The 26993-nt window shown below is 42.8% G+C and carries 25 protein-coding genes and 2 riboswitches; of the genes, 12 read left to right on the top strand and 13 right to left on the bottom strand.

What is annotated here, in order from left to right; translation table 11 throughout:
* Positions 1 to 8: 8 nt before the first annotated feature.
* Genes nrfD through nrfA form a run of 4 tightly spaced genes read right to left on the bottom strand, consistent with a single transcriptional unit; the run spans position 9 to position 3819 of the window.
* Positions 9 to 977: a cytochrome c nitrite reductase subunit NrfD gene (gene nrfD, locus ICJ55_RS04645; RefSeq protein ID WP_188157515.1), complete on the bottom strand. Its 969-nt coding sequence runs from the start codon at positions 975 to 977 to the stop codon at positions 9 to 11.
* On the bottom strand, positions 977 to 1654 hold the full coding sequence (gene nrfC / locus ICJ55_RS04640) for a cytochrome c nitrite reductase Fe-S protein (RefSeq protein ID WP_188157514.1): 678 nt from the start codon (positions 1652 to 1654) through the stop codon (positions 977 to 979). The genes nrfD and nrfC overlap by 1 nt, the downstream gene beginning before the upstream one ends.
* Complete coding sequence (gene nrfB, locus ICJ55_RS04635) at positions 1654 to 2316, bottom strand: cytochrome c nitrite reductase pentaheme subunit (protein ID WP_188157513.1); 663 nt, start codon at positions 2314 to 2316, stop codon at positions 1654 to 1656. Before nrfB ends, nrfC begins: the two co-directional genes overlap by 1 nt.
* A gap of 18 nt (positions 2317 to 2334) precedes the next feature.
* Positions 2335 to 3819, bottom strand: coding sequence for an ammonia-forming nitrite reductase cytochrome c552 subunit (gene nrfA, locus ICJ55_RS04630; RefSeq protein WP_188157512.1), 1485 nt, complete (start codon positions 3817 to 3819; stop codon positions 2335 to 2337).
* A gap of 340 nt (positions 3820 to 4159) precedes the next feature.
* On the opposite strand from nrfA, the gene ilvG reads away from it, so the two are divergent.
* From ilvG to ICJ55_RS04590, 8 genes are all read left to right on the top strand, one after another.
* Positions 4160 to 5812: an acetolactate synthase 2 catalytic subunit gene (ilvG, locus tag ICJ55_RS04625; RefSeq protein WP_188157511.1), complete on the top strand. Its 1653-nt coding sequence runs from the start codon at positions 4160 to 4162 to the stop codon at positions 5810 to 5812.
* A gap of 12 nt (positions 5813 to 5824) precedes the next feature.
* Positions 5825 to 6043 (top strand): acetolactate synthase 2 small subunit, encoded by a 219-nt coding sequence (gene ilvM, locus ICJ55_RS04620; RefSeq protein ID WP_188157510.1) that lies wholly within the window; start codon positions 5825 to 5827, stop codon positions 6041 to 6043.
* 209 nt (positions 6044 to 6252) lie between these two features.
* On the top strand, positions 6253 to 6726 hold the full coding sequence (gene nrdG / locus ICJ55_RS04615; protein ID WP_188157509.1) for an anaerobic ribonucleoside-triphosphate reductase activating protein: 474 nt from the start codon (positions 6253 to 6255) through the stop codon (positions 6724 to 6726).
* Positions 6723 to 8504 (top strand): anaerobic ribonucleoside-triphosphate reductase, encoded by a 1782-nt coding sequence (gene nrdD / locus ICJ55_RS04610; protein WP_188157508.1) that lies wholly within the window; start codon positions 6723 to 6725, stop codon positions 8502 to 8504. The genes nrdG and nrdD overlap by 4 nt, the downstream gene beginning before the upstream one ends.
* Positions 8505 to 8550: 46 nt before the next feature.
* A riboswitch (TPP riboswitch) is annotated at positions 8551 to 8654 on the top strand.
* Between the two features lie 56 nt (positions 8655 to 8710).
* Complete coding sequence (gene thiM / locus ICJ55_RS04605; RefSeq protein ID WP_188157507.1) at positions 8711 to 9529, top strand: hydroxyethylthiazole kinase; 819 nt, start codon at positions 8711 to 8713, stop codon at positions 9527 to 9529.
* Positions 9522 to 10835 (top strand): MFS transporter, encoded by a 1314-nt coding sequence (locus tag ICJ55_RS04600; RefSeq protein WP_188157506.1) that lies wholly within the window; start codon positions 9522 to 9524, stop codon positions 10833 to 10835. Before thiM ends, ICJ55_RS04600 begins: the two co-directional genes overlap by 8 nt.
* Before the next feature lie 179 nt (positions 10836 to 11014).
* Positions 11015 to 12568 carry an ESPR-type extended signal peptide-containing protein gene (locus ICJ55_RS04595; RefSeq protein WP_188157505.1) on the top strand — a complete coding sequence of 518 codons (1554 nt, stop codon included), beginning with the start codon at positions 11015 to 11017 and terminating at the stop codon, positions 12566 to 12568.
* Positions 12558 to 13061, top strand: coding sequence for a hypothetical protein (locus tag ICJ55_RS04590; protein WP_188157504.1), 504 nt, complete (start codon positions 12558 to 12560; stop codon positions 13059 to 13061). The genes ICJ55_RS04595 and ICJ55_RS04590 overlap by 11 nt, the downstream gene beginning before the upstream one ends.
* Positions 13062 to 13221: 160 nt before the next feature.
* Here the strand turns inward: ICJ55_RS04590 and ICJ55_RS04585 are convergent, their stop codons facing one another.
* The 4 genes from ICJ55_RS04585 to ICJ55_RS04570 all read right to left on the bottom strand — a co-directional run bounded on the left by ICJ55_RS04585 (position 13222) and on the right by ICJ55_RS04570 (position 16782).
* A complete protein-coding gene (locus ICJ55_RS04585; RefSeq protein WP_188157503.1) occupies positions 13222 to 15411 on the bottom strand; it encodes a coiled-coil domain-containing protein in 2190 nt (729 codons plus the stop codon).
* A gap of 471 nt (positions 15412 to 15882) precedes the next feature.
* Positions 15883 to 16125 carry a hypothetical protein gene (locus ICJ55_RS04580; protein WP_188157502.1) on the bottom strand — a complete coding sequence of 81 codons (243 nt, stop codon included), beginning with the start codon at positions 16123 to 16125 and terminating at the stop codon, positions 15883 to 15885.
* Positions 16126 to 16197: 72 nt separating this feature from the next.
* The gene (locus ICJ55_RS04575) at positions 16198 to 16635 is read right to left on the bottom strand and encodes a hypothetical protein (protein ID WP_188157501.1); all 438 of its coding nucleotides are present in this window, start codon (positions 16633 to 16635) and stop codon (positions 16198 to 16200) included.
* 9 nt (positions 16636 to 16644) lie between these two features.
* Complete coding sequence (locus tag ICJ55_RS04570) at positions 16645 to 16782, bottom strand: hypothetical protein (protein WP_188157500.1); 138 nt, start codon at positions 16780 to 16782, stop codon at positions 16645 to 16647.
* Positions 16783 to 16801: 19 nt separating this feature from the next.
* Between ICJ55_RS04570 and ICJ55_RS04565 the strand changes: the two genes are divergently transcribed.
* Both ICJ55_RS04565 and ICJ55_RS04560 read left to right on the top strand, forming a co-directional pair.
* A complete protein-coding gene (locus ICJ55_RS04565) occupies positions 16802 to 17119 on the top strand; it encodes a YadA C-terminal domain-containing protein (RefSeq protein ID WP_188157499.1) in 318 nt (105 codons plus the stop codon).
* Positions 17120 to 17185: 66 nt separating this feature from the next.
* Positions 17186 to 18325, top strand: a complete 1140-nt coding sequence (locus tag ICJ55_RS04560; RefSeq protein WP_188157498.1) for a DUF2827 family protein — start codon at positions 17186 to 17188, stop codon at positions 18323 to 18325.
* A 76-nt stretch (positions 18326 to 18401) separates the two neighbouring features.
* On the opposite strand, the gene thiE is transcribed toward ICJ55_RS04560, so the two are convergent.
* Positions 18402 to 19925 (bottom strand): thiamine phosphate synthase, encoded by a 1524-nt coding sequence (gene thiE / locus ICJ55_RS04555; protein WP_188157497.1) that lies wholly within the window; start codon positions 19923 to 19925, stop codon positions 18402 to 18404.
* A 61-nt stretch (positions 19926 to 19986) separates the two neighbouring features.
* Positions 19987 to 20083, bottom strand: a riboswitch (TPP riboswitch).
* 78 nt (positions 20084 to 20161) lie between these two features.
* Positions 20162 to 22018 (bottom strand): signal peptide peptidase SppA, encoded by a 1857-nt coding sequence (gene sppA / locus ICJ55_RS04550; protein ID WP_188157496.1) that lies wholly within the window; start codon positions 22016 to 22018, stop codon positions 20162 to 20164.
* A 105-nt stretch (positions 22019 to 22123) separates the two neighbouring features.
* Here sppA and ICJ55_RS04545 point away from each other — a divergent pair, with 105 nt between their 5' ends.
* Complete coding sequence (locus ICJ55_RS04545) at positions 22124 to 22687, top strand: nitroreductase family protein (RefSeq protein ID WP_188157495.1); 564 nt, start codon at positions 22124 to 22126, stop codon at positions 22685 to 22687.
* A 1-nt stretch (position 22688) separates the two neighbouring features.
* Entirely contained in the window at positions 22689 to 23510 is an 822-nt protein-coding gene (locus ICJ55_RS04540; protein WP_188157494.1) for an SDR family NAD(P)-dependent oxidoreductase, read from the top strand.
* Positions 23511 to 23583: 73 nt separating this feature from the next.
* Here the strand turns inward: ICJ55_RS04540 and ICJ55_RS04535 are convergent, their stop codons facing one another.
* The 3 genes from ICJ55_RS04535 to pilW form a co-directional block, all read right to left on the bottom strand.
* On the bottom strand, positions 23584 to 23961 hold the full coding sequence (locus ICJ55_RS04535; protein WP_188157493.1) for a YgiW/YdeI family stress tolerance OB fold protein: 378 nt from the start codon (positions 23959 to 23961) through the stop codon (positions 23584 to 23586).
* 79 nt (positions 23962 to 24040) lie between these two features.
* Entirely contained in the window at positions 24041 to 26377 is a 2337-nt protein-coding gene (locus tag ICJ55_RS04530) for a Tex family protein (protein ID WP_188157492.1), read from the bottom strand.
* Complete coding sequence (gene pilW / locus ICJ55_RS04525; RefSeq protein WP_188157491.1) at positions 26374 to 26931, bottom strand: type IV pilus biogenesis/stability protein PilW; 558 nt, start codon at positions 26929 to 26931, stop codon at positions 26374 to 26376. Before pilW ends, ICJ55_RS04530 begins: the two co-directional genes overlap by 4 nt.
* Positions 26932 to 26993: the final 62 nt, after the last annotated feature.

Below are 26993 nucleotides of genomic sequence, written 5' to 3'. Positions count from 1 at the left end.
CTTTCCTTTTAGCTTGCAACAGTAAGCTGCCCTGCATAAAGGATAAAGTAACGTAAACAGAGTACACCGATTAAGTCGAAAACGGAAATCAAGATAATAAATTTCACGTTGTGTTTCAAGCGGTGGCTACCAAAAATATTTGCCGTTAATGGAATAGCGATACCAATTAACATTACGCCGATCCAGAATACGCTACCCCAGAAACCTGACAGAGCATTTGTTAAAGCAAGTGATTTATCTGCCCCACCGAAGTGTAAGCCCACAAAGAATGCCACAATTAAACCTAATTCGGTTACCATAATCGGCACTTCAAATTTGTGCATAAAGTGGACTTCGTGGCTTTCCCCCGATAATTTGCCTGCAATCAATACCATAAGGAATGTTGCCGCAATACCAGAAGATGCACCGGATGCTAAGAATAGTGCCGGTAACACAGGGTTGTTTAACATCGGATAGCTGACTAAGGCTGATAGTAGGAAGCCTGTGTAAGCCCCTAATACCGCCGCTAACACGAATAAGATAAATTCAATCGGTTTTAACAGTTTTGCTTCGGCAAAATCGATCCAACCTAAAGCAAATTTAAACATTGGTAGGTAGCGACTAATAAAGCAGGCTAACCAATCTTTAAACATAATTGCAATCCAAACAACGAGAACTGCCATATAAAGTTGGAATAACATCACCCCCATCGACATTACCGATGAAAAGTTGTAGTTGAACATTAATTTCCAGAATGTCCAAGGTTTGGTCAAGTGGAAAATTAGCAACAACAAACCAATGATGGTTGGTAATGTACCAAGAATTGCCGCACTGCGGATAATCCAGTTTTGGCTTGGTTTTTCGATTTTTACACCGCTATTACGGTAAGCAATCGCTAACTGTACCGCACCTGATGAAATACCAAGTAGGAATAAATAGATAGCGATGGTGCCGTCCCAAACAAGGTTTGGGGTTTGGAAAGGTACATATTCATTCATTATCTATGTTCTCCTTTACCAAATGGAATGTGATACAAGTTCGGCTCTGTACCGAGCGATGTTTTCGTGCGATAAACAGGGTTGTTTTTCACTTTGTGGAAAATATCGCTGGTTGGATCGTTCATATCACCGAAGGTTAATGCTTTGGTCGGACAAGCCTCAACACAAGCCGGTTGTTTGCCTTCAGCCAAGTTGGTATCACGGCAGAAGTTACATTTATCTGCGGATTTTTTCTCTGGGTGAATGAAACGTACACGGTACGGACACACCGCAATACAATATTGACAGCCTACACATAAATCTGCATTTACATCAACAATGCCTGTTTCAGGGTCGATGAATGAAGCACCGGTCGGGCAAACACTCACACAAGGGGCATTGGTACAATGTTGGCAAGATTGACGGAAGAATTCGTATTGTACGTTAGGGAATTCGCCAAACGGCTCACTACGGATAATTTCTAAACGAGAAACACCTTCAGGCACGTTATTAGTGGTACGGCAAGCGTCCATACAAGCCGTGCAACCGATACAAGCAGTTTCATCGTGTACCATCGCATAGCGGATTTTCTTTTTTTCTTTCTCAGTAGCAAGAGTTATAGAGGTGGCAAGCCCTGTACTTGCCACAACTGCGATAGCACCTGCCCCTGAGACAAAATCTCTACGGGTGCAAGTCATTATTTTGTTCCTTTTGCTTCTGTGGCTTTCATTTCAGGATTTTTAAATTCGCCTGAATGAATTTTGGTATGACAATCCGTACAAAGTTTAATGCGATCTTTTTCAGGAATGTCCTTCATCGGATCTTTTTCCGGGTGAATCTCGTGACAGTTCGTACAAGTAATTTTCGTTGCGTGTGTGTCGTGAGCCCAGAATGTTTCACGCAATTTCTCCGGGGTATGGCAAGCCACACAAACTTGATTTTGCTCATTTACAGAACGCTCAAGATCTGGGTTACTTGCTTTGCCGTGAGGGTTAAAACGCATTACATCTTTTACCCCTTTACGATGGCTTTCAGAGATATTTCCGTGGCAACTCACACAAGTAAGTTGCTCGCCTGTATTCGGGCTTTTCACCTCTTTTTGGAAATGTTTTCCTGCGTGATGGAAAGGTTTACCCGTTGCATTTGCTGATTCGTGGCACTGCGTACAATATTTGTTTGGATCACGTCTTGCATCAGTTACAACTTGGCTCTCTTGCGTTTGTGGCTGCTCTGATTGCCAAAGTGGTTTTGGACGTTCAGGCATCACCGCATTTGCACTGGAGATTGCAAAAAAACCTGCAAATATGACCGCTTGTGCTAGGGCGATCGCTCGCCCTGTTTTTGACATTAAGTTTTTCATAGTTCACCTCAAGCTACATTATTTTGCATCTGCTTTTGGTGCATCTTCTGCCGGCAATAAGCCTTTAGCACGAGCTTCTTTTTCCCATTGTGGCACAACTGTTTTTAAGAACTCATCTTTCGCCGCTTTTTCTTTAGGAATATCTAAACCGATAGCAAGCTGTGCTTTTTCTTTAGTTGAAATATCAGGAATTGCAACCGGTGTGCTTACATTATGTTTCGCTAATACAACACCTAACTCTGCACGAGCATCTGCTGCACGCTCAAGACCTGTTGCAATAGTGCGTAACATTACATCTGGTGCGTGGAAGTGGTTTCCGTGCCCTGCTGCTGAGTAGTCCCAACGCCATTGAGCGTGGCGGATTGCAGTTAAGATATTTTTCATCTCTTCTTCTGTTGCACCTGAATCCCAAGCTGCTTTCGCTTCAAAGTGAGCTTTCACTAATTGATCTTCTAAGCGAATCATTGCATCTCTGATATCGTGTTTATATTGTGCTACACGTTTTTGTAATGTTTCTTTACTTTGCTCGTGGCAAGTTTTACAACTTGCTTCAAAATTATCGAATGGATTACCAATTTTGTGTTCAGTATAAACTTTACCGTCTTTATCTTTCACTTTAGGCATATGGCAATCTGCACAGGTTACGCCATTTTTACCGTGAGTACCTTGTGCCCAAACTTCAAAGTCAGGATGCTGAGTTTTCAACATTGGAGCTTTAGATAAAGCGTGTGTCCAGTCAGCAAATTTGATTTCATCATAGTATTTTTCAATGCTATCCACATCAATACCGTTTTTCCAAGGGAAGGTTACGTCTGTTTTATTTTTAAAGTAGTACTCAACGTGGCAGTTTGCACACACTGCAGGACGCTGACCGTGTTTGTCTAACTCTTCAAATTTCCAACCGATGGTATTTAAAGCACGCAAAACGTGAGGACGTGCAACACGAAGTGCCGCTTTGCCTTCTTTGAACTCTTCTGAAGCTGTATCGTGGCAGTCTGCACAACCGATTGAGTTTACGACTTCTGAACCATATTTTGCCCATTTAGGATCAAAATAACCACGCTCGCCTTTTTCTTCAATTAAACGTGCAACATCGGGACCTTTACACGCCCAGCAAGCTGAAGGCTGTGGACCGTCGTTTTCATCTTTAGGTGCTCCGGTACGCAAAATATCACGCACATCGGTAACCGCATAATAGTGCCCGCGTGGTTTGTTATAGTCTTTAGAGAATGCATAACCTGCCCATAAAATCACAAAACGAGGATCGTACTCTAACGCACTACCACGATCGGTTGATTGAGAAGTTGCTTTCCAAGAATTGTATTGGAGCGGGTACTTCTCTGCAAAAAGGTGGTTTGCAGACTCAACCGTTACACCTAATTTTTCATGTTTAACGGCTTTATCTGTTAAAGATTCTTTTTTGGCTTCTTCAGCTAATGCCGGTTGTAAACACCCCAATATTGAAATTGTCGCCATCACAAGGCTTTTCGTGAATAATTTCATTTTGGTTCTCCCACTCAGGTAAAAAAATCATTAAATATAAATAAGAATTTTTCCTATTACACTAATAAGAAAATTCTAATAATTCATTGAGGAGAATATGAAATTTAAATCAACTCTACTATCGCAAAGTGAAGATTTTTTGAATTAAATCAAGAAAATTCCGCAAAATACCCCTTAAGAGTTAAATCCTTATACCACCTAAATAAAAACGACTTTTATTTGCTTAATCATAGATAAAATCAATTCTTACTTTAACCAAAATTAAAGTTTAAAAAATAGTGAATTTGTGGTATCTATAACGACTTTAACAAAGAATAAAAAATGCAAAGGACACAACATAATGAATGGTGCAAGATTTATTACTGAGAGCCTAAAAGCTCACGGTGTAACTAATCTTTTTGGCTATCCGGGTGGAGCAATAATGCCAACCTACGATGCCATATATGATTCGGGCTTAGAGCATCTTCTCTGCCGAAATGAGCAAGGTGCTGCAATGGCAGCTATTGGTTACGCTCGCTCAACAGGAAAAGTGGGCGTTTGCATTGCTACCTCAGGACCGGGAGCAACCAATTTAATTACCGGATTAGGTGATGCGGCACTAGATTCTATTCCTATCGTTGCTATTACAGGGCAGGTTGCAAGCCATTTGATCGGTACAGATGCCTTCCAAGAAGCAGACGTTCTCGGGTTGTCGCTCGGCTGTACTAAGCACAGCTTTATCGTTCAAAATATTGAAGAGCTACCTGAAATTTTAGCCCTTGCGTTCCAAATTGCTCAAAGTGGCAGACCGGGTCCTGTATTAGTTGATATTCCACGAGATATTCAATTAGCACCTATTAATGCACAGCCTATTGTTTATACGAAAGAAGAAGCCCCTACACAAAATGCTGAAAAATTGGCTGAAGCGAAGAAATTATTAGCGGAAGCTAAACGCCCTGTGCTTTATGTAGGGGGCGGTGTTGGAATGGCTGATGGCGTGCAAGCGGTCAGAAATTTCGTGAAAATTGCAAATATCCCCTCAGTTTCTACTTTGAAAGGTTTAGGAACTATTGATCCAACCGATCCGCTTTATATGGGTATGATTGGTATGCACGGTACTAAAGCTGCCAACTATGCAGTGCAAGAGTGCGATTTACTGATCGCTTGTGGTGCAAGGTTTGATGACCGCGTTACCGGTAAGTTAGATACATTCGCCCCACACGCTAAAGTGATCCATATTGATATCGACAGTGCTGAAATCAATAAACTCCGTAAAGTGCAAGTGGCTTTACAAGGCGATCTGATCGAGGCAATAAACTATTTGGCTCAACCGCTTGCGATTGAGGCGTGGCGTGAAGATGTACGTAATTTAAAACAGCAATTTGACTTCCAATATCAAGATAATGCTGGCGAGGGCGATATTAATGCAGTGGCATTATTAAACACGCTTTCTGAGCGTAAAGCGAAAAACAGTGTCGTAACAACCGATGTTGGTCAGCACCAAATGTGGTCGGCACAACATTTAACTTATACCGATCCGAAAAACTACATTACCTCAGCAGGCTTTGGTTCAATGGGCTTTGGCTTACCGGCGGCAATTGGGGCTCAAGTTGCTCGTCCTGAAGATCAAGTCATTGTTATTACTGGTGATGGTTCAATTTTAATGAACATTCAAGAGCTTGGCACAATTAAACGAGCGAATTTACCCGTTAAAATTTTACTACTTGATAACCAACGTTTAGGAATGGTTCGTCAATGGCAATCGCTTTTCTTCCACGGTCGCCACAGCCAAACGATTTTAGATGATAACCCGAATTTCGTAATGCTGGCAAAAGCCTTTGATATTGAAGGAGAACGCATTGAAAAAGCAGCAGAAGTGTCTGATGCGATAGAGCGTTTCCTCAATTCAAAAGGGGCTTACCTACTCCACGTTTGCATTCCACAAGAAGATAACGTATGGCCGCTAGTTCCACCGGGTGCTTGCAATGCCGATATGCTAGATGACGATGTATAGGAGAGGTACACAATGGAACAGTATCAATTAAGCATTAAAGCCAACAAACGCCCGGAAACTTTAGAGCGTATTTTAAGAGTGATCCGTCATCGTGGTTTTGAAGTAAAAAGTTTGAAGGTTGAAGCAAATAATGCAACATTTGAATTAGAATTGACTTTAGTAAGCCAACGCCAGATTTCACTTTTAACCCATCAATTAGAAAAACTGTTTGATGTTATAGAGATCAATTAGTCAAACTTTTCAAGACCGTGTGTTTTCTACACGGTCTTTTTTTCGCCAAAAATTTACAATTCTCTATCTTTTTGATTTTATTCACATCTTCAAATTTCAATCTATTTTTCTTGTTTTTTGCTCTTTACTTTTTAAACCCAATAGATCTAACATACCATATATAGTGTTAAACAATGTTAAAAAACACAACATGTTGTGTTAATGATAAAATGGAAAACCTCAGATTCAGTTCAGAACAAATTGTTTGGCAAGAAGTGCCGAATGAAACTTCACTGGCTTTTCTCATTACAGGCTGTCCGCTTGGCTGTAAAGGCTGCCATAGTGTAGAGAGTTGGAAAGCCTGTGAGGGAAAAGAGCTAACACTTGATTATCTCAATGAACGCCTAAAACGCTATCAAGGTTTAATTAGTTGCGTGCTATTTATGGGGGGTGAATGGCAAGCGGAAACATTACTCTCTTTATTAAAACGTTGTAAGCAACAAAAGCTACAAACTTGCCTCTACACAGGCTTAGAGCGGCACGAAATTCCTCCTTGTTTACTGACTGAATTAACTTACTTAAAAACAGGTCGTTGGATTGCCGAGCAAGGAGGATTAAACAGCCTGACCACCAACCAACGTTTTATTGATTTACGCAATAATGAAAATCTAAACCACTTATTTATCAAAGGAGCAACGCTATGATTCGCTTAGAAGCGGAACAAATTTCAGAAAAATTAGCTTTTATTGACCATTATATTCAGGCTAAAAATGCGGCTGATGGCTCAAAAATGGACGCTAATGCCAACGTAACACAAAAAAACATTGCCACAATGGAAAATGAGCTGATGAAAGATTTTTTTGTGCAAATTAATCGTGCAAAAGTGAGCCAGAAAATTGCAAAACTTTTTGATAAAGAGACCGCTTGCGAATACTTACGCCAAATTGAAGCACACGAAATTTACGTTCACGATGAAACCAGCCTCAAACCTTATTGTGTATCGGTAACAATGTATCCGTTTTTGCGTGATGGCTTAACCAAACTGGGGGGCGAATCCAAAGCTCCAAAACATCTGGCTTCTTTTTGTGGCTCTTTTGTCAATTTTGTCTTTGCAGTGAGTTCACAATTTGCAGGGGCAGTCGCTACAGTTGAATTTTTAACCTACTTTGACTACTTAGCCCGTAAAGATTATGGCGATAACTACTTAGAAACCCATCGTTCCGACATTGAAAACCACCTCCAACAAGTGGTCTACAGCATTAACCAACCTGCCGCCGCACGAGGCTATCAAAGCGTATTTTGGAATATTTCGGTTTACGATAAATTCTATTTTGAGGCAATGTTCGGTAACTTTGTGTTCCCTGATTTTGAAAAGCCCTGCTGGGAAACCACCGCTAAATTGCAACTTTTCTTTATGCAGTGGTTTAACAAAGAACGTAGCAAAGCTATTCTTACCTTCCCTGTAGTAACTGCCGCAATGCTAACTGAACAAGGTAAATGCAAAGATGACGAATTTGCCAACCAAATGGCAAATGAACTGGCACAAGGTAATTCCTTTTTTATTTATCAGTCGGATAACCCTGATTCCCTCGCTTCTTGCTGCCGTTTACGCAATGAAATTAGTGATCACACTTTCTCTTACTCACTCGGTGCTGGCGGTGTAGTAACAGGTTCGATAAATGTGATTACGATTAATATGAACCGTTTAGTGCAAGATAAGCGTGATTTGAGCTCAGAAGTCATCAAGATCCATAAATATCAATATGCTTACCGAAAATTGATGGAGGAATATTTAGCCAACGGAATGCTGCCTGTTTATGATGCTGGATTTATTTCGTTAGATAAACAATTCCTCACCATCGGCATTAACGGTATGGCAGAAGCGGCTGAATCTCAAGGCTTGAAAGTAGGTTACAACCCTGAATATATTGAATTTGTGCAATCTCGCTTAAAAACGATTTTTGAGGCAAACCAAGCTGCCAGCCAACAATATGGTGTGAAGTTCAACACTGAATTTGTGCCTGCCGAAAATTTAGGGGTAAAAAATGCGAAATGGGATAAAGCAGACGGCTATTTCGTGCCTCGTGATTGCTACAACTCCTATTTCTATGTGGTAGAAGATGAAGAAACTAACGCTCTCGATAAATTCTTACTGCACGGCAAAGAGCTCATTGAATGGCTAGATGGTGGTTCAGCCTTGCATTTAAACCTCAATGAAGCCTTAACCGCCAACGGCTACCGTTCACTATTAGACACCGCCGCTAAAACAGGCTGCAACTATTTCTGCATTAACGTCAAAATCACGATTTGCAACGAATGTAGCCATATCGACAAACGCACTTTGCATCGTTGCTCCAAATGCGGCTCGCAAAATATTGACTACGGCACACGAGTTATCGGCTATTTAAAACGGGTTTCTGCCTTTAGTTCTGCCCGCCAAAAAGAGCACAGTTTGCGGTTTTATCATCGAGAAGCGGCTTAACGTTTAAGGTACTTTACAACCCTTTTCTAAAGTTTTATATTGAGCTCTCATTTAGTCGGGGTGCTTGTTTACTCAAATAAAGCAAGCTGAGAAATACCCGTTGAACCTGATGCAGTTAGCACTGACGTAGGAAACTAAAGGCTTAAAACCGATCTATTCCCGTTCGTGTTGGTGCATTGTTTTTTCAATACAATGAGGAATAAACGATGACCACATCTACCCCATTTCAATCAATCTATTTGCAAAAAATCCGGCAAAATCGACCGCTTGTTCATAATATTACCAACATTGTTGCCGCCAACTTTTCCGCTAACGGTTTATTAGCTCTCGGGGCTTCGCCCATTATGGCGGCTGCCATTGAGGAGATGGAAGCTGTGCCTCAATTAAGTTCGGCTGTGGTAATTAATATCGGCACATTAATCGGCAAAGAAGTGGAAGCAATGGTGCTTGCCGGTAAAACGGCAAACCGTTTAGGCATTCCTGTAATTCTTGACCCTGTCGGCGTTGGAGCAACACCTTTTCGCCGTCAAACGGTTGAAATCTTGCTTAACGAAATCCAATTCACCGCTATTCGAGGCAATGCAGGAGAACTTGCCACCCTCGCAGGCGTAAAATGGCAAGCTAAAGGTGTTGATGCTGGCGAAGGCTCGCATAGCCTTGTGGAAATCGCTCAACAAGTTGCTAAACGTTATAAAACCTTAGTTGCCATTAGTGGCGAAACCGATGTAGTAAGCGATGGCTTACGCACTGCGTTACTTAAAAACGGCAGCCCAATGTTCCCACAAATTACCGCTTCAGGCTGTTTATTAAGTGCCGTGTGCGGTGCATTTTTAGCCGTTGCTGAGAAAAAACGCTATTTCAACGCACTGGTTGAGGCTTGTACCGCTTATGCGGTTGCCGGTGAAGTTGCATCAAAATCACTCAAACCCACTCAATACGGACAATTTGCAGTCAATCTTTTAGATGAACTAGGCTCTTTAACGCCAGAAACCGTGGAACACTATGCGGAGGTAGAATATGTCTAATATTCAATCAAGCCCAACTAAAGTTGCCGTTGCTTCAATGGTTGGCACTGCTATTGAATACTTTGATAACTATATCTACACAATGGCTGCCGTATTGGTGTTTAATGTGCAGTTTTTCAATAGTGACGACCCAGTTTCCAACCAATTAATGTCGCTTTCCGTTCTTGCCCTTGCCTTTTTCACTCGCCCGATGGGGTCGATTATTTTCGGGCATTTCGGCGATAAATATGGGCGTAAACAAACCCTGATTGCCTCACTTTTATTGATGGGTTTATCAACGGTAGCGATTGGTTTACTGCCTAACTATGCAGCTATCGGCATTTGGGCAACGGTACTGCTCTGCTTATGCCGTATCGGGCAAGGTTTAGGCTTAGGTGGCGAATGGGGCGGTGCGGCATTAGTTGCAACCGAACACGCACCGAAACACAAGCGGGCATTTTTTGGGATTTTTCCGCAAATGGGGGCTCCCATCGGCTTGCTATTGGCTAACGGAGCATTCTACTTGGTTAATCTCATTTATGGCGAGCAAGCCTTTCTGGACTGGGCGTGGCGAATTCCGTTTGTTGCTTCTATTGTGATGATTTTTATCGGCTTATATATCCGCATTAAAATCAGCGAAAGCCCGATTTTCCTCAAAGCAGAGCAGCAAGGCAAAAACCACCATACTCCGCTTAAAACACTCTTTAGCAAGCATTTCAAGCCGTTTATAATTGGCGTATTAATTGCCACCGCAGGCTATGTGCTATTCTATATTTTAGTTGCCTTTACCCCGATTTTCGTGAAAAGCCCTGTTGCAGTCTCTAAAGCAGGCTATACGACAGGTTTGGGCTTACCGGCAAATATGTACACACAATATTTACTGATTACTTCGGTGATTTTTGGCATTGCAATTTTCTTCTCAGGTCTCTATTCCGATAAAATCGGTCGCCGTCTATTATTACTCATCGCCACAGGGGCAACGGTAATTTACGGCTTAATAATGCCGTTTTTCCTAGAAAACGGCACACCAACCTCAATCTTTATTTTCTTAACCATCGGAATGATCTTAATAGGCTTAAGTTTTGGACCAATGGCGGTTATTCTACCCGAACTCTTCCCGACGGAAGTACGTTACACAGGTGCTTCTCTTGCCTACACCGCAGCAGGTATTTTAGGGGCGAGTGTGTTTACCATTATTGCGGTTAAAATTAACGAAAACTTCGGATTATTTGGGGTTGGCGGATATTTATCAGCAGCTTCTCTGCTCAGTTTCTGGGCGTTATGGCAAGTTCACGAAACCAAAGATTTGGAATTGGCTGAGATTTAATATTGATTAACTTACTACAAGCGATCAAATTTTGTTAAAAATTTGCAAAAGTTGACCGCTTGCTTTTACTTAGTTTTACAGTATCGCTATTCCCTTTTAGGAGGAAAGAGCTATAATTTGCAGTATTACTAAGAGGTCTTACCTCATTATTTTATGGAATAACCGATCAGGAAATCAAAATGAACAAAATCTACCGAGTTATTTGGAATAACGCAACCCACTGCTGGCAAGCAGTTTCCGAATTAACAAAAGGACATTGTAAATCATCTTCTAGCAAAACTTCTGTTAAAGAGCAAATCAAAGAATTATTACCAGCAACAATCTCTTTTAGCCTAACCGCCTTTGCACTCCAAACATTTATCTTGTTTGGAGCAATGCCTATTAATGATGCTTATGCAGCACAAACTCAAGGAACTTGTGTACAAAGTACTAAATTTAGTCTTGGACCGGTAAACATTACAGGGATAACAGCGACTTCATTTAATAATGCGATGAATAACCCAACTTTTGTTGCTATCGGTGGTTGTATCTCTAGTGATCTCTCTCCTACAGTTAATGGTAGAAATTCCATTGCAATCGGTCCAGAATCTAAAGTGAGAGGTGTAGATGGCTATGCAATGGGTACAGGAGCAGTAGTAGAGATAGATGGACAAGATAATAATGCCAAAGCAGATGCAATTGCCCTAGGTAATAAAACGTATGCTAAGGGGCAAGGTGCAGTAGCACTTGGTGGTGCATATAGTGGAACAGGTAGTGGAGCTAGAGCCGAAGGAACTAACGCTATTGCGATTGGTCATCAGGCTGTTTCTTCTCATAATAACAGCATTGCCTTAGGCTCTTCCTCGAAAACAGGGATAGGGGAAACAACGTCTAATTTAAGTTATACAAATTCTCAAAATACCACCCAAACCATTAGCTTTGCAGGAAACACCATTCACGGAGTGATCTCTGTAGGGAATTCTGCAAATAATATCTATCGCCAAATCCAAAATGTGGCAGCAGGTAGAATTAGCTCAAGTTCAACCGATGCTATAAATGGTAGCCAGCTCCACGCTGTGCAAACTATGGCACAAGAGGGAATTAATACGTCAAGATCTGCTTTAAGTACAGCAAATGCAGCTCAAGCTACCGCCCAAACCGCACAGAATATTGCAAATAGTGCTGCTAGTGCCGCTTCTAATGCCCAAATAACGGCAAATGCAGCTTCAACTGCAGCGTCTAATGCTCAAACTAAAGCAGAAGCAGCATCTACCGCAGCTCAAGCTGCACAAACCACAGCAAATAATGCTTCAACAGCTGCAGCCGCTGCATCAACCGCAGCTTCTAATGCACAAACGACTGCTAACAACGCACAAGCTAAAGCAGAAGCGGCATCTACCTCAGCTCAAGCTGCACAAACTACAGCAAATAATGCTTCAACAGCTGCAGCCGCTGCATCAACCGCAGCTTCTAATGCACAAACAACTGCTAACAACGCACAAGCTAAAGCAGAAGCGGCATCTACCTCAGCTCAAGCTGCACAAACCACAGCAAATAATGCTTCAACAGCTGCAGCCGCTGCATCAACCGCAGCTTCTAATGCACAAACAACTGCTAACAACGCACAAGCTAAAGCAGAAGCAGCATCTACATCAGCTCAAGCCGCACAAACCACAGCAAATAATGCTTCAACAGCTGCAGTGGCTGCATCAACCGCAGCTTCTGATGCTCAAATAACAGCAAATGCAGCTTAAACTGCAGCTTCTAATGCTCAAACGACTGCTAACAACGCACAATCTAAAGCAGAAGCAGCATCTACCTCGGCTCAAGCTGCACAAACCACAGCAAATAATGCTTCAACAGCTGCAGCCGCTGCATCAACCGCAGCTTCTAATGCACAAACAACTGCTAACAACGCACAAGCTAAAGCAGAAGCGGCATCTACCTCAGCTCAAGCTGCACAAACTACAGCAAATAATGCTTCAACAGCTGCAGCCGCTGCATCAACCGCAGCTTCTAATGCACAAACAACTGCTACCAACGCACAAGCTAAAGCAGAAGCGGCATCTACCTCAGCTCAAGCTGCACAAACTACAGCAAATAATGCTTCAACAGCTGCAGCCGCTGCATCAACCGCAGCTTCTAATGCTCAAACGACTGCTGATGCTGCACAAGTTAAAGCAACAGCGGCTTCTACCGCAGCCCAAGCTGCACAAAATACCGCAGATCAAGCATTGGAGGGATTAAACACAAAAGCTGATGCAAATAACACCTTCAAATTTAATGTTAAAAATGAGGGGGAGGAGCAAGCAAAAGAAGCTGAAAGTTGGATGCTTTCTACTAATGATAATATAACCTTTGCTGCAACATCAGATCTTACTGTGAGTGGAGCAAGTGGCGTAATCACTTATGGTTTATCACAAACAGCGAAAAACGCTATTAGTGCCGCTTCAACAGCTGCCGCAACTGTTACAACTAATTTAGCCAAAATTGAAGGAGCAGTGAGTACCGCAGTTGCAGCAGCCTCTGCAGCAAGCAATTCTGCAACGTCAGCGGCAACTTCAGCTTCTGCTGCAAGCAACTCAGCAACGTCAGCGGCAAATTCAGCGACTGCAGCGAGCAATTCTGCAACGTCAGCGGCAACTTCAGCTTCTGCTGCAAGTAACTCTGCAACATCTGCAGCAGACTCAGCGATTGCGGCAAGCAACTCAGCAACGTCAGCGGCAACTTCAGCTTCTGCTGCAAGTAACTCTGCAACGTCAGCGGCAGACTCAGCGATTGCGGCAAGTAATTCTGCAACGTCAGCGGCAACTTCAGCTTCTGCTGCAAGCAACTCAGCAACGTCAGCGGCAACTTCAGCTTCTGCTGCAAGTAACTCTGCAACGTCAGCGGCAACTTCAGCTTCTGCTGCAAGCAACTCAGCAACGTCAGCGGCAACTTCAGCGATTGCGGCAAGTAATTCTGCAACGTCAGCGGCAACTTCAGCTTCTGCTGCAAGCAACTCAGCAACGTCAGCGGCAGACTCAGCGATTGCTGCAAGCAACTCTGCAACATCTGCAGCAGACTCAGCGATTGCGGCAAGTAATTCTGCAACGTCAGCGGCAACTTCAGCTTCTGCTGCAAGTAACTCTGCAACGTCAGCGGCAACTTCAGCTTCTGCTGCAAGTAACTCTGCAACGTCAGCGGCAACTTCAGCTTCTGCTGCAAGTAACTCTGCAACGTCAGCGGCAACTTCAGCTTCTGCTGCAAGCAACTCAGCAACGTCAGCGGCAACTTCAGCTTCTGCTGCAAGCAACTCAGCAACGTCAGCGGCAACTTCAGCTTCTGCTGCAAGTAACTCTGCAACGTCAGCGGCAGACTCAGCGATTGCGGCAAGTAATTCTGCAACGTCAGCGGCAACTTCAGCTTCTGCTGCAAGCAACTCAGCAACGTCAGCGGCAACTTCAGCTTCTGCTGCAAGCAACTCAGCAACGTCAGCGGCAACTTCAGCGACTGCAGCAAGTAACTCTGCAACATCTGCAGCAGACTCAGCGATTGCTGCAAGCAACTCTGCAACATCTGCAGCAGACTCAGCGATTGCGGCAAGTAATTCTGCAACGTCAGCGGCAACTTCAGCTTCTGCTGCAAGTAACTCTGCAACGTCAGCGGCAACTTCAGCTTCTGCTGCAAGTAACTCTGCAACGTCAGCGGCAACTTCAGCTTCTGCTGCAAGTAACTCTGCAACATCTGCAGCAGACTCAGCGATTGCGGCAAGTAATTCTGCAACATCTGCAGCAGACTCAGCGATTGCGGCAAGTAATTCTGCAACGTCAGCGGCAAATTCAGCGATTGCGGCAAGTAATTCTGCAACGTCAGCGGCAACTTCAGCTTCTGCTGCAAGTAACTCTGCAACATCTGCAGCAGACTCAGCGATTGCGGCAAGTAATTCTGCAACATCTGCAGCAGACTCAGCGATTGCGGCAAGTAATTCTGCAACGTCAGCGGCAAATTCAGCGATTGCGGCAAGTAATTCTGCAACGTCAGCGGCAACTTCAGCTTCTGCTGCAAGTAACTCTGCAACATCTGCAGCAGACTCAGCGATTGCGGCAAGTAACTCTGCAACATCTGCAGCAGACTCAGCGATTGCTGCAAGCAACTCAGCAACGTCAGCGGCAACTTCAGCGACTGCAGCGAGCAATTCTGCAACGTCAGCGGCAGACTCAGCGATTGCTGCAAGTAATTCTGCAACGTCAGCGGCAACTTCAGCTTCTGCTGCAAGCAACTCAGCAACGTCAGCGGCAACTTCAGCTTCTGCTGCAAGCAACTCAGCAACGTCAGCGGCAACTTCAGCGACTGCAGCGAGCAATTCTGCAACGTCAGCAGCAGACTCAGCGATTGCGGCAAGTAATTCTGCAACGTCAGCGGCAACTTCAGCTTCTGCTGCAAGCAACTCAGCAACGTCAGCGGCAACTTCAGCTTCTGCTGCAAGCAACTCAGCAACGTCAGCGGCAACTTCAGCGACTGCAGCGAGCAATTCTGCAACGTCAGCAGCAGACTCAGCGATTGCGGCAAGTAATTCTGCAACGTCAGCGGCAACTTCAGCTTCTGCTGCAAGCAACTCAGCAACGTCAGCGGCAGACTCAGCGATTGCTGCAAGTAACTCTGCAACTCAAGCAGGTAATTCAGCTACTGCAGCTGCTAATTCAGCAACCTCAGCCGCAAGCTCAGCAACTGATGCAAGTAACTCTGCAACTCAAGCAAGTACTTCTGCTACCGCGGCTGCTAACTCGGCAACCTCAGCCGCAAGCTCAGCAACTGATGCAAGTAACTCTGCAACTCAAGCAGGTAATTCAGCTACTGCAGCTGCTAATTCAGCAACCTCAGCCGCAAGCTCAGCAACTGATGCAAGTAACTCTGCAACACAAGCAAGTACTTCTGCTACCGCGGCTGCTAACTCGGCAACCTCAGCCGCAAGCTCAGCAACTGATGCAAGTAACTCTGCAACTCAAGCAGGTAATTCAGCTACTGCAGCTGCTAATTCAGCAACCTCAGCCGCAAGCTCAGCAACTGATGCAAGTAACTCTGCAACTCAAGCAAGTACTTCTGCTACCGCGGCTGCTAACTCGGCAACCTCAGCCGCAAGCTCAGCAACACAAGCAGGTAATTCCGCTACCGCTGCTGCTAACTCAGCAACCTCAGCCGCAAGCTCAGCAACTGATGCAAGTAACTCTGCAACACAAGCAGGTAATTCAGCTACTGCAGCTGCTAACTCTGCTACATCAGCCGCAAGTTCAGCAACTGATGCAAGTAACTCTGCAACACAAGCAAGCAATTCCGCTACCGCTGCTGCTAATTCAGCAACCTCAGCCGCAAGCTCAGCAACTGATGCAAGTAACTCTGCAACTCAAGCAGGTAATTCAGCTACTGCAGCTGCTAACTCTGCTACATCAGCCGCAAGCTCAGCAACTGATGCAAGTAATTCTGCAACACAAGCAGGTACTTCTGCTACCGCGGCTGCTAACTCTGCTATATCAGCCGCAAGCTCAGCAACTGATGCAAGTAACTCTGCAACGCAAGCAGGTAATTCAGCTACTGCAGCTGCTAACTCTGCTACATCAGCGGCAAATTCTGCAAATGCTGCGGCAACTTCAGCTACTGAAGCGATAAATTCGTCTAAATCAGCAGCCTCTTCTGCTTCTGCTGTTGAACAAACAGCACAGCGTTTATTAGGGGAAGATGATGGCGATGTTTCTACAACCCAATATGGTTCTGAAGCCAAAGTCTCAGCAAGCAATGCTTCTGCATTTGGACAAAAAGCAGCTGCTTCTGCTCCTAATAGCACTGCAGTTGGTCAGAAGGCAAGAGCAACCAAGAAAAATGCAACCGCAGTTGGGCATAATGCACAGGCAAATGCAGAAAATTCTGTTGCATTAGGTGCGAATTCTGTTGCTGATGAAGTAAATACGGTTTCGGTAGGAAGTGTAGGCAATGAACGTCGTATAGCAAACGTGGCTGATGGTGTTAAACCAACCGATGCGGTTAATAAGCGTCAATTAGATAAAGTATCTGCGGATCTCGATAAAACCAAACGCAAATTAAAAGCAGGCGTTGCTGGTGCTGTTGCAGTTGCTAACATTCCACAAGTAACGCAAGCTGGGGCTAACTTATTGGGTGTTGGTGTAGGTAACTATAATGGAGAAAGTGCAATTGCTGTAGGTTACTCTAAAGCATCAGATAATAATAAAGTTATCTTAAAAATGAGTGCCGGAGCAACTACACAAGGTGATTACACCTTTGGAGCCGGTATGGGTTATCAGTGGAAATAAAATCAATTTAGGCTATCTGAACTCATCTATACACAAATATAGATGAGTTTTTTATCAGGAAAGAGAATGGAAAAGCGTTATAAGATTGGGATTACCTTTAACTTAGAAGCCAAGATTACTGATATTTGGGCGAATGGTGCGTGCCAAAATATTATTTTTCTGTATCAATTACTCAAAGCATCAAACATTGTTGAAAATATTGTGCTTGTTTCTTGGGGACCAGAGAAACGCTCTACCCCTCCAGAAGGTTTTATGATACACGATCTGGGGCTAACCTTTGCTTATGTAGAAGATGTAATTGATGATCTTGACTTATTAATTGAGGGCACATTAGTGATTGAGGCAGAAAAAGCCAAGCGAGTTCGACAGCACGGTGGTAAAGTCGTTGGCTATAAAATCGGCAATGATTTTGTAATGGATATTGAATATGTGCTATTCAATAAACCTTCCGGTAGAGTATTTAATGGTACTTATTTTGATAGTGTTTGGACATTACCACATCACGAAAACACTTGCCGTTCTTACTTCTCAACGCTTTATCGCTGCCCGACTTATGTTGTACCAATGATTTGGTCTCCTCTATTTTGCGATAAAGTGATTGATCGATTAAAAAAAGATCATAATCTTACCTTTGGCTATCAACCCGATCTCAATGCCAAAAGTAAGCGGATTGCTTCATTTGAGCCGAATATCAATGTAGTTAAAACCAGTTTTATACCTATTTTGATTGCTGAACAAGCCTATCGAGCCGCACCTGAAAAGATTAAGCACGTTTATATGTGCAATACGTTTGATAAAAAAGATAACCCAACTTTCTTTAATTTTATCGGATATACCAATCTTGTGCGTGATAATGTAATGACGGTGGAAGCTCGCTATCAAATGCCTGATTTTCTAACTCGTTATGTTGATATTGTACTGAGTCATCAATGGGAGAACGGACTAAATTATGCCTATTTTGATGCTTTATATGGCGGATATCCGTTTATCCATAATTCAACTTTTATCCCCAAGGGGGTAGGCTACTATTACGATCAATTTGATGCATTTGAAGGAGCAAATGTATTACTTGATGTAATTGAAAATCACGATAAGCAGCATAGTGAATATGTGAAACGAGCTAATGAATACTTAGCTTCCTTACTCCCAACAAATCCTGTTAATCTATATTATTACGAAAAAGAGATTAAAAGACTATTTGAATAGTTTGCAATTTTTGCGTATTTTTATACCACTTATAAGTAAAAAGAGTAGTAGCCTAAACTACTCTTTTTTCAATGAACTAAGCGTTATCTACGCCACTTGCAAATTTTTCCAGATTTTTAACCGCTTGTTGCCAATCTGTCGCCTGCGTAATGGCACTTACAACCGCCGCACTGCCTACGCCTGTGCTCATCACATTTTCAATTCTATCTTCATTAATTCCGCCAATTGCTACCGTTGGAATTTGAAGTGGTGCAACCAGATCGACATATTTCGCTAAATTAACCAGTCCCTGTGGCTGCGATGGCATTTCCTTTGTTTGCGTTGGGAAAACGTGTCCAAATGCAATATAAGAAGGTTGAATTGCTAAGGCTCGCATAATTTCAAAATAGCCGTGAGTGGAAACGCCTAAACGTAATCCTGCTTGTTGGATAGCATTTAAATCTGCTGTGGCTAAATCTTCCTGCCCTAAATGCACACCGTAAGCCTGATATTTCACTGCAAGCTGCCAGTAATCATTCACGAACAGTCGCACATTGTGTTGTTTTGCAAGCTCTATTGAATGTGCAATTTCTGTTTCAATCTCTACAAGCGGTCGATTTTTCACACGAATTTGCAAAGTTTTTACCCCAGCTGAAATTAAACGTTCAACCCACTCAAAACTCTCTACCACAGGGTAAAGCCCAAGCTGATAATCAGTTGCCGCAAAAGGTTTTTTCGGCAAATTGAGCGGTGCAGAAACCAGTGCGGTTTGAGGGAAGAAATCAATATCTTCCGGGTAGCCTGTGTGGCATAACGAACTTAGTGCAGTTTGCCCTCTCCCTTCTTTTTCCGATAAACCTTTTTGTAAATACGCAGTAGCAACGGTTACGGCATCAGGCAAATCAAAACCTTTGGCTAACATTGAACCTACCGCAGAAGCATAGGTACAACCTGTACCGTGTGTATTAACACTTTGCAGTCTTGGGTGGGAAAAGGAAAAAATTTCTTGGGAGTTAAACAGATAATCACTTACCGTTTCACCCTGCCATTCAAAATGCCCGCCTTTAGCTAAAACCGCCTTCACACCTTGTGAAATAAGCATTTGAGCAGCTATTTTCACATCATCAAACGTATTAATTTCAGTCTCACTCAATAGGGCTAATTCAGTTCCATTTGGTGTAATCAGATCAACTAACGGATAGAGTTTTTCTTGCACTACGGGTAATAAAATACTGTCTGAGAGAGACTGTCCGCTACTTGCTACCGCAACAGGATCGTAAACCACAAAGCAATAGTTTTTACTTTCTAATCGAATTTTTTGGATATATTCACATAAAATCTCAACTTGAGCCTGTGAACAAAGTAAGCCAATTTTGATTGCATTTGGATAGCCTTGCATTAATAGGGCTTCAAACTGCTGGCGGAAGGTGTGATCATCAATAGGTGTTACACAAAGCACGCCGTGTGGATGTTGGGCGGTAACAGACGTAACCACCGAACAACCAACTAAATTAAAATCGTGAAAGGTATGTAAATCGGTTTGTAGCCCTGCTCCGGCACAAGAATCTGAACCGGCAACCGTCCAAATCACTTTAGGTTGATGGGTATTAGAAATAGACATCGCAAAATCCTCTTTTTTAAAGTTAGGGTTTGCTTGTCAGAGATGTGGCAATAGGTAAAATTGAATGTTAAAACTTGTTCCCTACGCAGGTACTAACCTACAGGTTCGACGGATCTCGCAGTTGCGATCTCAGCCTTATGGCACTCCGACAAGCGCTTTTAGTATAGCTTACAAGCGGTTATTTCCACAAAAAATTTGCAAAATTTTCTGAAAAATAAACCGCTTGTTAGCATTGATTAATTTACTTTTCCACAATTTAAACAGTAGAGATACATCTGCTTTGGATCGTTAAAGCGGGAAAGCATTTCTACCTGTTTCTGCGATTGCTTCAGCACAGGTAAATCAAGCCAGTTTGTCAGGCTCACTTGTAGCTGAGTTTTGAAATCACGGGCAAGCGTGCCAAATAGGCTGTCGTCTTGTTCGGCAAACCATTGTAAGCCGAATTGCTCAACTTTTGCTTTGCTCTGTGCTTCACGTTTTTGATTGATTAAATCGGATAATCTAACAAAAGCTACATTAAAATTGCCTAATTCATCAACTAAACCGTGTTTGAGTGCATCAGAACCTAACCAAACTTGCCCTTGAGCAACCTTATCCACCGCCTCTTTTGGCATTTCCCTGCCACGAGCAACAAGCTCTAAGAAGCGGTCATAACCATTTTCAATGCCGATTTGCAGCACTTCACCTTGCTCTTTCGGTAGGCTTTTCAAACCGATTGGCTCAGCAAGTGCAGAGGTTGCAATACCATCTTCATTCACACCTAAGTTTTTAGCTGTTTTTTCAAAAGTTACGGCTAAACCAAAAATACCGATTGAACCGGTGATGGTATTTGGGCTGGCGATAATTTTATCGCTGGTTGCCGCAATCCAGTAACCACCTGATGCTGCCATTCCGCCCATTGAAGCGACTACAGGTTTCCCTTGTTTTTGCAATGCGTCTACTTCTTGGCGAATAAGCTCTGATGCTACCGCACTTCCACCTGGGCTATTAATGCGTAAAATTAAACCTTCTACGTTTTTATCGGCTCTTGCTTCCTGCAATAATTTTACGATGGTTTCACTGCCTACACCTGTTTGGTCGCTCTCACCTGTCATAATTGCCCCTTCCACATTCACAACAGCAATTTTAGGGGCGTTGATGTAAGCAAAACGGTCATTTAGCTCAAGTTCGTAGTCTAAAAACTCAATGTGGTTATAATCACCTTCACTGTTTTCGCCAAATTGTTCTATCAATTTTGCTTTGCTCTCTTGGTTAGACACCAGCTGTGTTACCCACTTTTGATTTAAGGCGAACTGTGCATCATCGCCTTTTGCTGCCTTATATTTTTCAATATAGGTTTCGGCAGATAAATTGATTTCTTGTGGGGAGATTTTGCGGTTGTGAGCAATCGTCTCCACTACTTGTTGCCAAGTACCATTGAGCCAGCCTCGTGCATTTTGTTTAGCTTCTTCAGACATATCATCACGCATAAAAGGCTCAACCGCTGATTTGTAAGTACCTACACGGAAAATATGTGGCTCAGCTTCAATTTTATCTAACAAGGTTTTGAAATAGGTATTGGCATAGCTTAAACCTTGAAGCTCCACAGAACCTACTTTGTTCAAATAAATTTCATCAGCAAAAGAAGCCAGGTAATATTGCTTTTGTGAATACTGCTCGCCAATAGCAATGACTGGCTTGCCTGATTCCTTGAAGTTATTGATTTCATTACCAATAAAGTCTAAAGAGGAAAAATCGGCACTTTGCAGATTATGTAAATCTAACACCAACCCTGTAATTTGCGGATCATTTTTTGCTTTGCTAATCGCTTGCACCACATCAAAAGTCGAAATTTTAAATGGCTCACTGCTGCCTAATTCTGACTGCAACAAGCGGTAGAAATCGGTAAATTCTTCACGGTTATCCGCCAAATAGCCGTCTAAATTTAACCGTAATGCCCCTTGCGTAAAAACCGGCTTTTGTGTGCTTTGAGAAGAAGCAATAAAGCCTACCACAGGCACTAATAGTAGAATAAATAAGACAAAAAAGAGGTTTATCACACACTCTCTAATGCAACGAAACATTCGGTAAATTGCTTTTAAAATATTAAACATCGGAATTTCCTAGAAATAAAATAATCGGCACAGTATAAAGCAATCACGGAATGAATAAAATATGCTATGCTTTAAGTCAAAAGACATTCATAAAAGGTAATTTTTATGCAAATTATAGATTTATTACATCACCGTCGTTCCAGCAAAAAATTTGGCGATAAAGCCCCAACTCCAGAACAACTGGAAAAAATATTAAAAGCAGGGCTTAGAGCTCCGGATCACGGAAAATTAAAACCTTATCATTTTGTCGTCATTGAAAAAAGTGGAATGCCACAACTCTACGAGCTTTTTAAAGCTGCAGTTGCAGAATTTGATATGGGTGAGGAACGCTTAAAAAAAGCGGAGAAATTAGCAAATCAAGCCCCGATGATCATTGGTGTGGTTGCGAAGTTAGATCATAGTATTGCAAAAGTACCGGCTTGGGAGCAGATGATAACTGCCGGTTGTAGCAGCTATGCCATTCAATTGGCAGCAAACGCATTAGGTTTTGATACAGTCTGGATTACCAATAAATGGGTAAACGGCTCAGCACTTCGTTCTGCTTTTGGCTGCCAAGATCAAGATAAAGTGATTGCCTTAATAATGATTGGTTCTCCTGAAACGGAAGAGCAAATTACACTTGCCCCAGAAAGTGAGAGTTTAGACGGTTTTGTAAGCTATATTAGATAAAATGAAAACGATTTTAATCACAGGTTGCTCTTCCGGTATTGGATATGCTACTGCACACTATCTCAAAGATGCAGGCTGGCGAGTGATCGCCAGTTGCCGAAAAGAGCAAGATGTCGAGCGGTTGAAATCAGAAGGATTTGAATGTCTTTTGCTTGATGTAACCCGGTCAGCACATATCCAAAATGCCTTTGAATACATTCAAACAAGCGGTCAATTAGATGCAATTTTTTGCAATGCCGGTTACGGTCAGCCCGGTTGTGTAGAAGATGTGCCAAGAGAAGCCCTGCGTGAAATTTTTGAAACGAATGTGTTCGGCACTTGGGAAGTGATTAATCAAGCGATGAAAATTTTTCGCGCCCAAAACTATGGCAGAATATTAATCAACAGCAGTATTTTAGGTTTTGCGGCTATGCACTATCGTGGAGCTTATAATGCCACTAAGTTTGCGTTAGAAGGGCTTGCTGATACTTTACGTTGCGAACTATACGGCTCAAATATTTATGTTTCGCTGATTGAGCCCGGTCCTATTCAAAGCAACTTCCGCCCAAACTCGGTAGCAAAATTAGAGCAGTATATTGATGTGGAAAATTCCTATCATAAAGAGCTAAACCAAACGCAATATCAGCGTTTAACTACAAAAGGTAATGCAAATCCTTTCACCTTACCTGCCTCCGCCTGTGCTGAAGTCTGCTTAAAAGCCCTGAATGCCGAAAAGCCAAAAGCACGCTATCAAGTGACTTTTCCGACCAAACTGTTTTGGTGGCTAAGACGAGTTCTACCTATCTCAGCATTTGATTATATGAATAGGAAATTTGGTGGCTAATAGGAAATAAAAAACGGTCAAATAGTAAGGAATTCCTAAAATTTGACCGCTTGTTATACCTAATTGAGAAAATTTAGTTTAATTTTTCTACGCTGCGTGCATCAACTTTCACTCTGCGAATTTCTTTATCCACTTCTCCGCTAATACGAATAGTATCTGCAGCTGTTACTTTTAAACCATTCCAAAGGTGTCCATCAATTTCCACCTCAATCTCTCCGGTGCTATCTGCAACAATATATTCATCGCTCTCAACCTGACGAACAATTTTGCCGGTAAAAGTTACTAACGCATCATCACGTTGTTGTTTTACTTGAGCAATATTCAATGTTGCCTGAGATTTTTGCCCGAAAACCTGTTCCTGTGCAGCAGGCGTACTAACAGATGCAGTATTTGAAGAACACGCTGCTAAAAATGCAGATGCTAAGATTGCTGTAAAAGTTAATTTTTTCATCTTTTTTCCTATATCTAAATTGGGAGCTGTACTCTAACAATAATTTAATTTTTTGCAATAATATCATCAAACAATTAGGCTACTTTTTCCACCCTTTCAACGCATCAGCAAAAGCATTATTACCAAATGCGTTGCGGTTATCACGTTGCAAGCGGTCATTTTTCGGCGGATTTTTGCGAATTTCTTGCGAATTTCGACCGCTTGTCGCCTCACTTTTGGCGGCAGGGCTGTCATCTAAACGCATAGTTAAAGCAATACGTTTGCGTACAGCATCCACCTCCAGCACTTTCACTTTTACCACATCACCGGCTTTCACCACCGTATGTGGGTCTTCCACAAAAGAGTTGGAAAGCATTGAGATATGCACTAAACCGTCTTGGTGAACACCAATATCCACAAATGCCCCAAAGTTAGCCACATTGGTCACGGTGCCTTCTAAAACCATTCCAGCTTTCAGATCGGAAATCTCTTCTACGCCGTCCATAAAGTTGGCAGTTTTAAATTCACCACGCGGATCACGCCCCGGTTTTTCGAGCTCTTTGAAAATATCATTCACCGTTGGCAAACCAAACTGCTCGTCCACAAAATCTTTGGCATTCAGCGAGTGAATTTTAGTGGCATTGCCCATTAACTCTGCCAAGGTGGAAGTCGTCGCTTGTAAGATTTTCTCTACCACAGGATAGGCTTCGGGGTGAACACTAGAAGCATCTAAGGCATTTTTACCACCTAAAATTCGCATAAAGCCGGCACATTGTTCAAACGCTTTTGGTCCTAAACGAGGGACTTTTTTCAGTTCTGAACGGCTGTTAAAGCGACCATTTTCATCACGGAAAGCGACAATATTTTCCGCTAAGGTTTTTGTCATGCCTGCTACTCTAGCAAGTAAAGGGGCAGAGGCAGTATTCAAATCAACCCCAACAGCATTTACACAATCTTCCACCACTGCATCTAATTTACGAGCTAATTGGGACTGATTTACATCGTGCTGATACTGCCCCACACCAATCGCTTTCGGCTCAATTTTCACCAATTCTGCGAGAGGGTCTTGCAAACGACGGGCAATGGATACTGCCCCACGCAGAGAAACATCTAAATTCGGGAACTCATTAGCGGCAAATTCTGATGCCGAGTAAACCGACGCACCCGCCTCGCTCACGACCACGGTTTGCGGTTTGTTTTCTTTGATCTCTTTAATCACACTCTTAGCAAAACGCTCGGTTTCACGGGAGGCAGTACCATTACCAATCGCAATCAGCTCCACATTATGCTTTTTAATCAAGCTAAAAATGGCAACTTGAGCTTCGGCTTCTCGCCCTGTATGTGGATAAATGGTCGCAGTATCAAGTAGTTTGCCGGTGTTATCCACCACTGCTACTTTCACACCGGTACGCAAGCCGGGGTCTAAGCCCATTGTATTTCTTGCTCCTGCAGGTGCAGCCATCAATAAGGCAGAAAGGTTGCGAGCGAAAACATCAATTGCCTCTTCTTCCGCTTTTTCACGCAAGCTACCCATTAGTTCGGTTTCTAAATGCAGTGCGGCTTTGATTTTCCACGTCCAAGCAATCACTTGCTCACGCCATTTATCGGCAGGCTGGTTGTTGAAAATCACCCCTAAGTGGCTGCGAATAATCTCTTCACAGTGGCTGGTTTTGCTCCCTTCTTCAGCCTCAGGATCGGCATTTAGCGAAAGGGATAAAATGCCCTCATTACGCCCACGGAACATCGCCAATGCTCGGTGGGAAGGCACGGTTTTAAAGGGTTCGCTGTGCACGAAATAATCACGGAACTTCTCCCCCTCTTCCTCTTTCCCCTCAATCACTTTTGATTCCAAGGTGGCGTAAGCGGTCAAATATTGGCGAAGTTTTGCAAGTAATTCCGCATCTTCGGCAAAACGTTCCATTAAAATATATCTCGCACCGTCTAAAGCAGCTTTGGTATCAGCAACGCCTTTTTCAGCATTGATAAACTGCTCGGCAAGTAATTCTGGTGTGTGGGTCGGGTCGTTCCATAAAGTTTCCGCCAACGGCTCTAAGCCTGCCTCAATCGCAATTTGCCCACGAGTACGGCGTTTTGGTTTGTACGGTAAATAGAGATCTTCTAACTCTGTTTTACTTTCGCAATTTAAGATTTTCTCTCTTAATTCATCAGTGAGTTTGCCCTGTTCTTCAATAGATTTCAGGATCGTTTGACGGCGGTCGTCCATTTCACGCAGATAGATTAAACGCGTTTCAAAATGGCGTAATTGTGTGTCGTCCAACCCACCTGTGACCTCTTTACGATAGCGGGCAATAAAGGGAATGGTGTTGCCTTCATCCAATAAGGTCATTGCTGCTAAAATTTGGTGGGAACCCACATTTAATTCACCGGCAATAATTTGGCTGATTTGACGATTTAACTCACTGTTTAATTGGCTCATTGATTTTCCTTCAATAAATTCGCTCGAGCTTTATCTAATTTTTCGAGCTGGGTTAATGTTTCGTTCAATTTCTGCGGATTTGGCTCTTTTTTCGCACACAGAATGATATTTTCTAAGCTATCTGCTTGATGATAATAGGGTTTTGGGCTTTTTACAGCCTGCTCAAATTGTTGATATGCCTGTTCAAATTGACCTTGTTTGCATAAAAAAGTGCCGTAATTATTCAGCACATCAGGACGATTTTCACTTAAATTGAGGGCTTGTTGATAGGCTTTTTCGGCATTTTCTACCTCGCCTGTCTGTTGGTAATAGTAAGCAAGCACCGAGTAAGGCAGGTAATCTTTGCTGTCGTGGGCAAGGGCTTTATCAATATTTTGTTTCGCTTTGGGGAAATCATTTTGCTCTAAATAAGCTAAAGCAAGATTAATGCGGGCTTTCACCGCTTCTGAACGGTTAAATTCAGGCTCAACAGAAGGCTGAGGGATAGAAGAACAGGCTGCCAATAAAACTATCGCCATACAAGCGGTTATTTTTCTAAAAAATTTTGCAAACATAGCGTGCTCCTATCATCAAAAGGCTAAATTTTACTGTTCAACACCCTATAAGACTAGAGATT

The sequence above is a fragment of the Mannheimia bovis genome, from assembly GCF_014541205.1.
Taxonomy (GTDB): domain Bacteria; phylum Pseudomonadota; class Gammaproteobacteria; order Enterobacterales; family Pasteurellaceae; genus Mannheimia; species Mannheimia bovis.
This window is presented reverse-complemented; position numbering and strand designations above follow the sequence as displayed.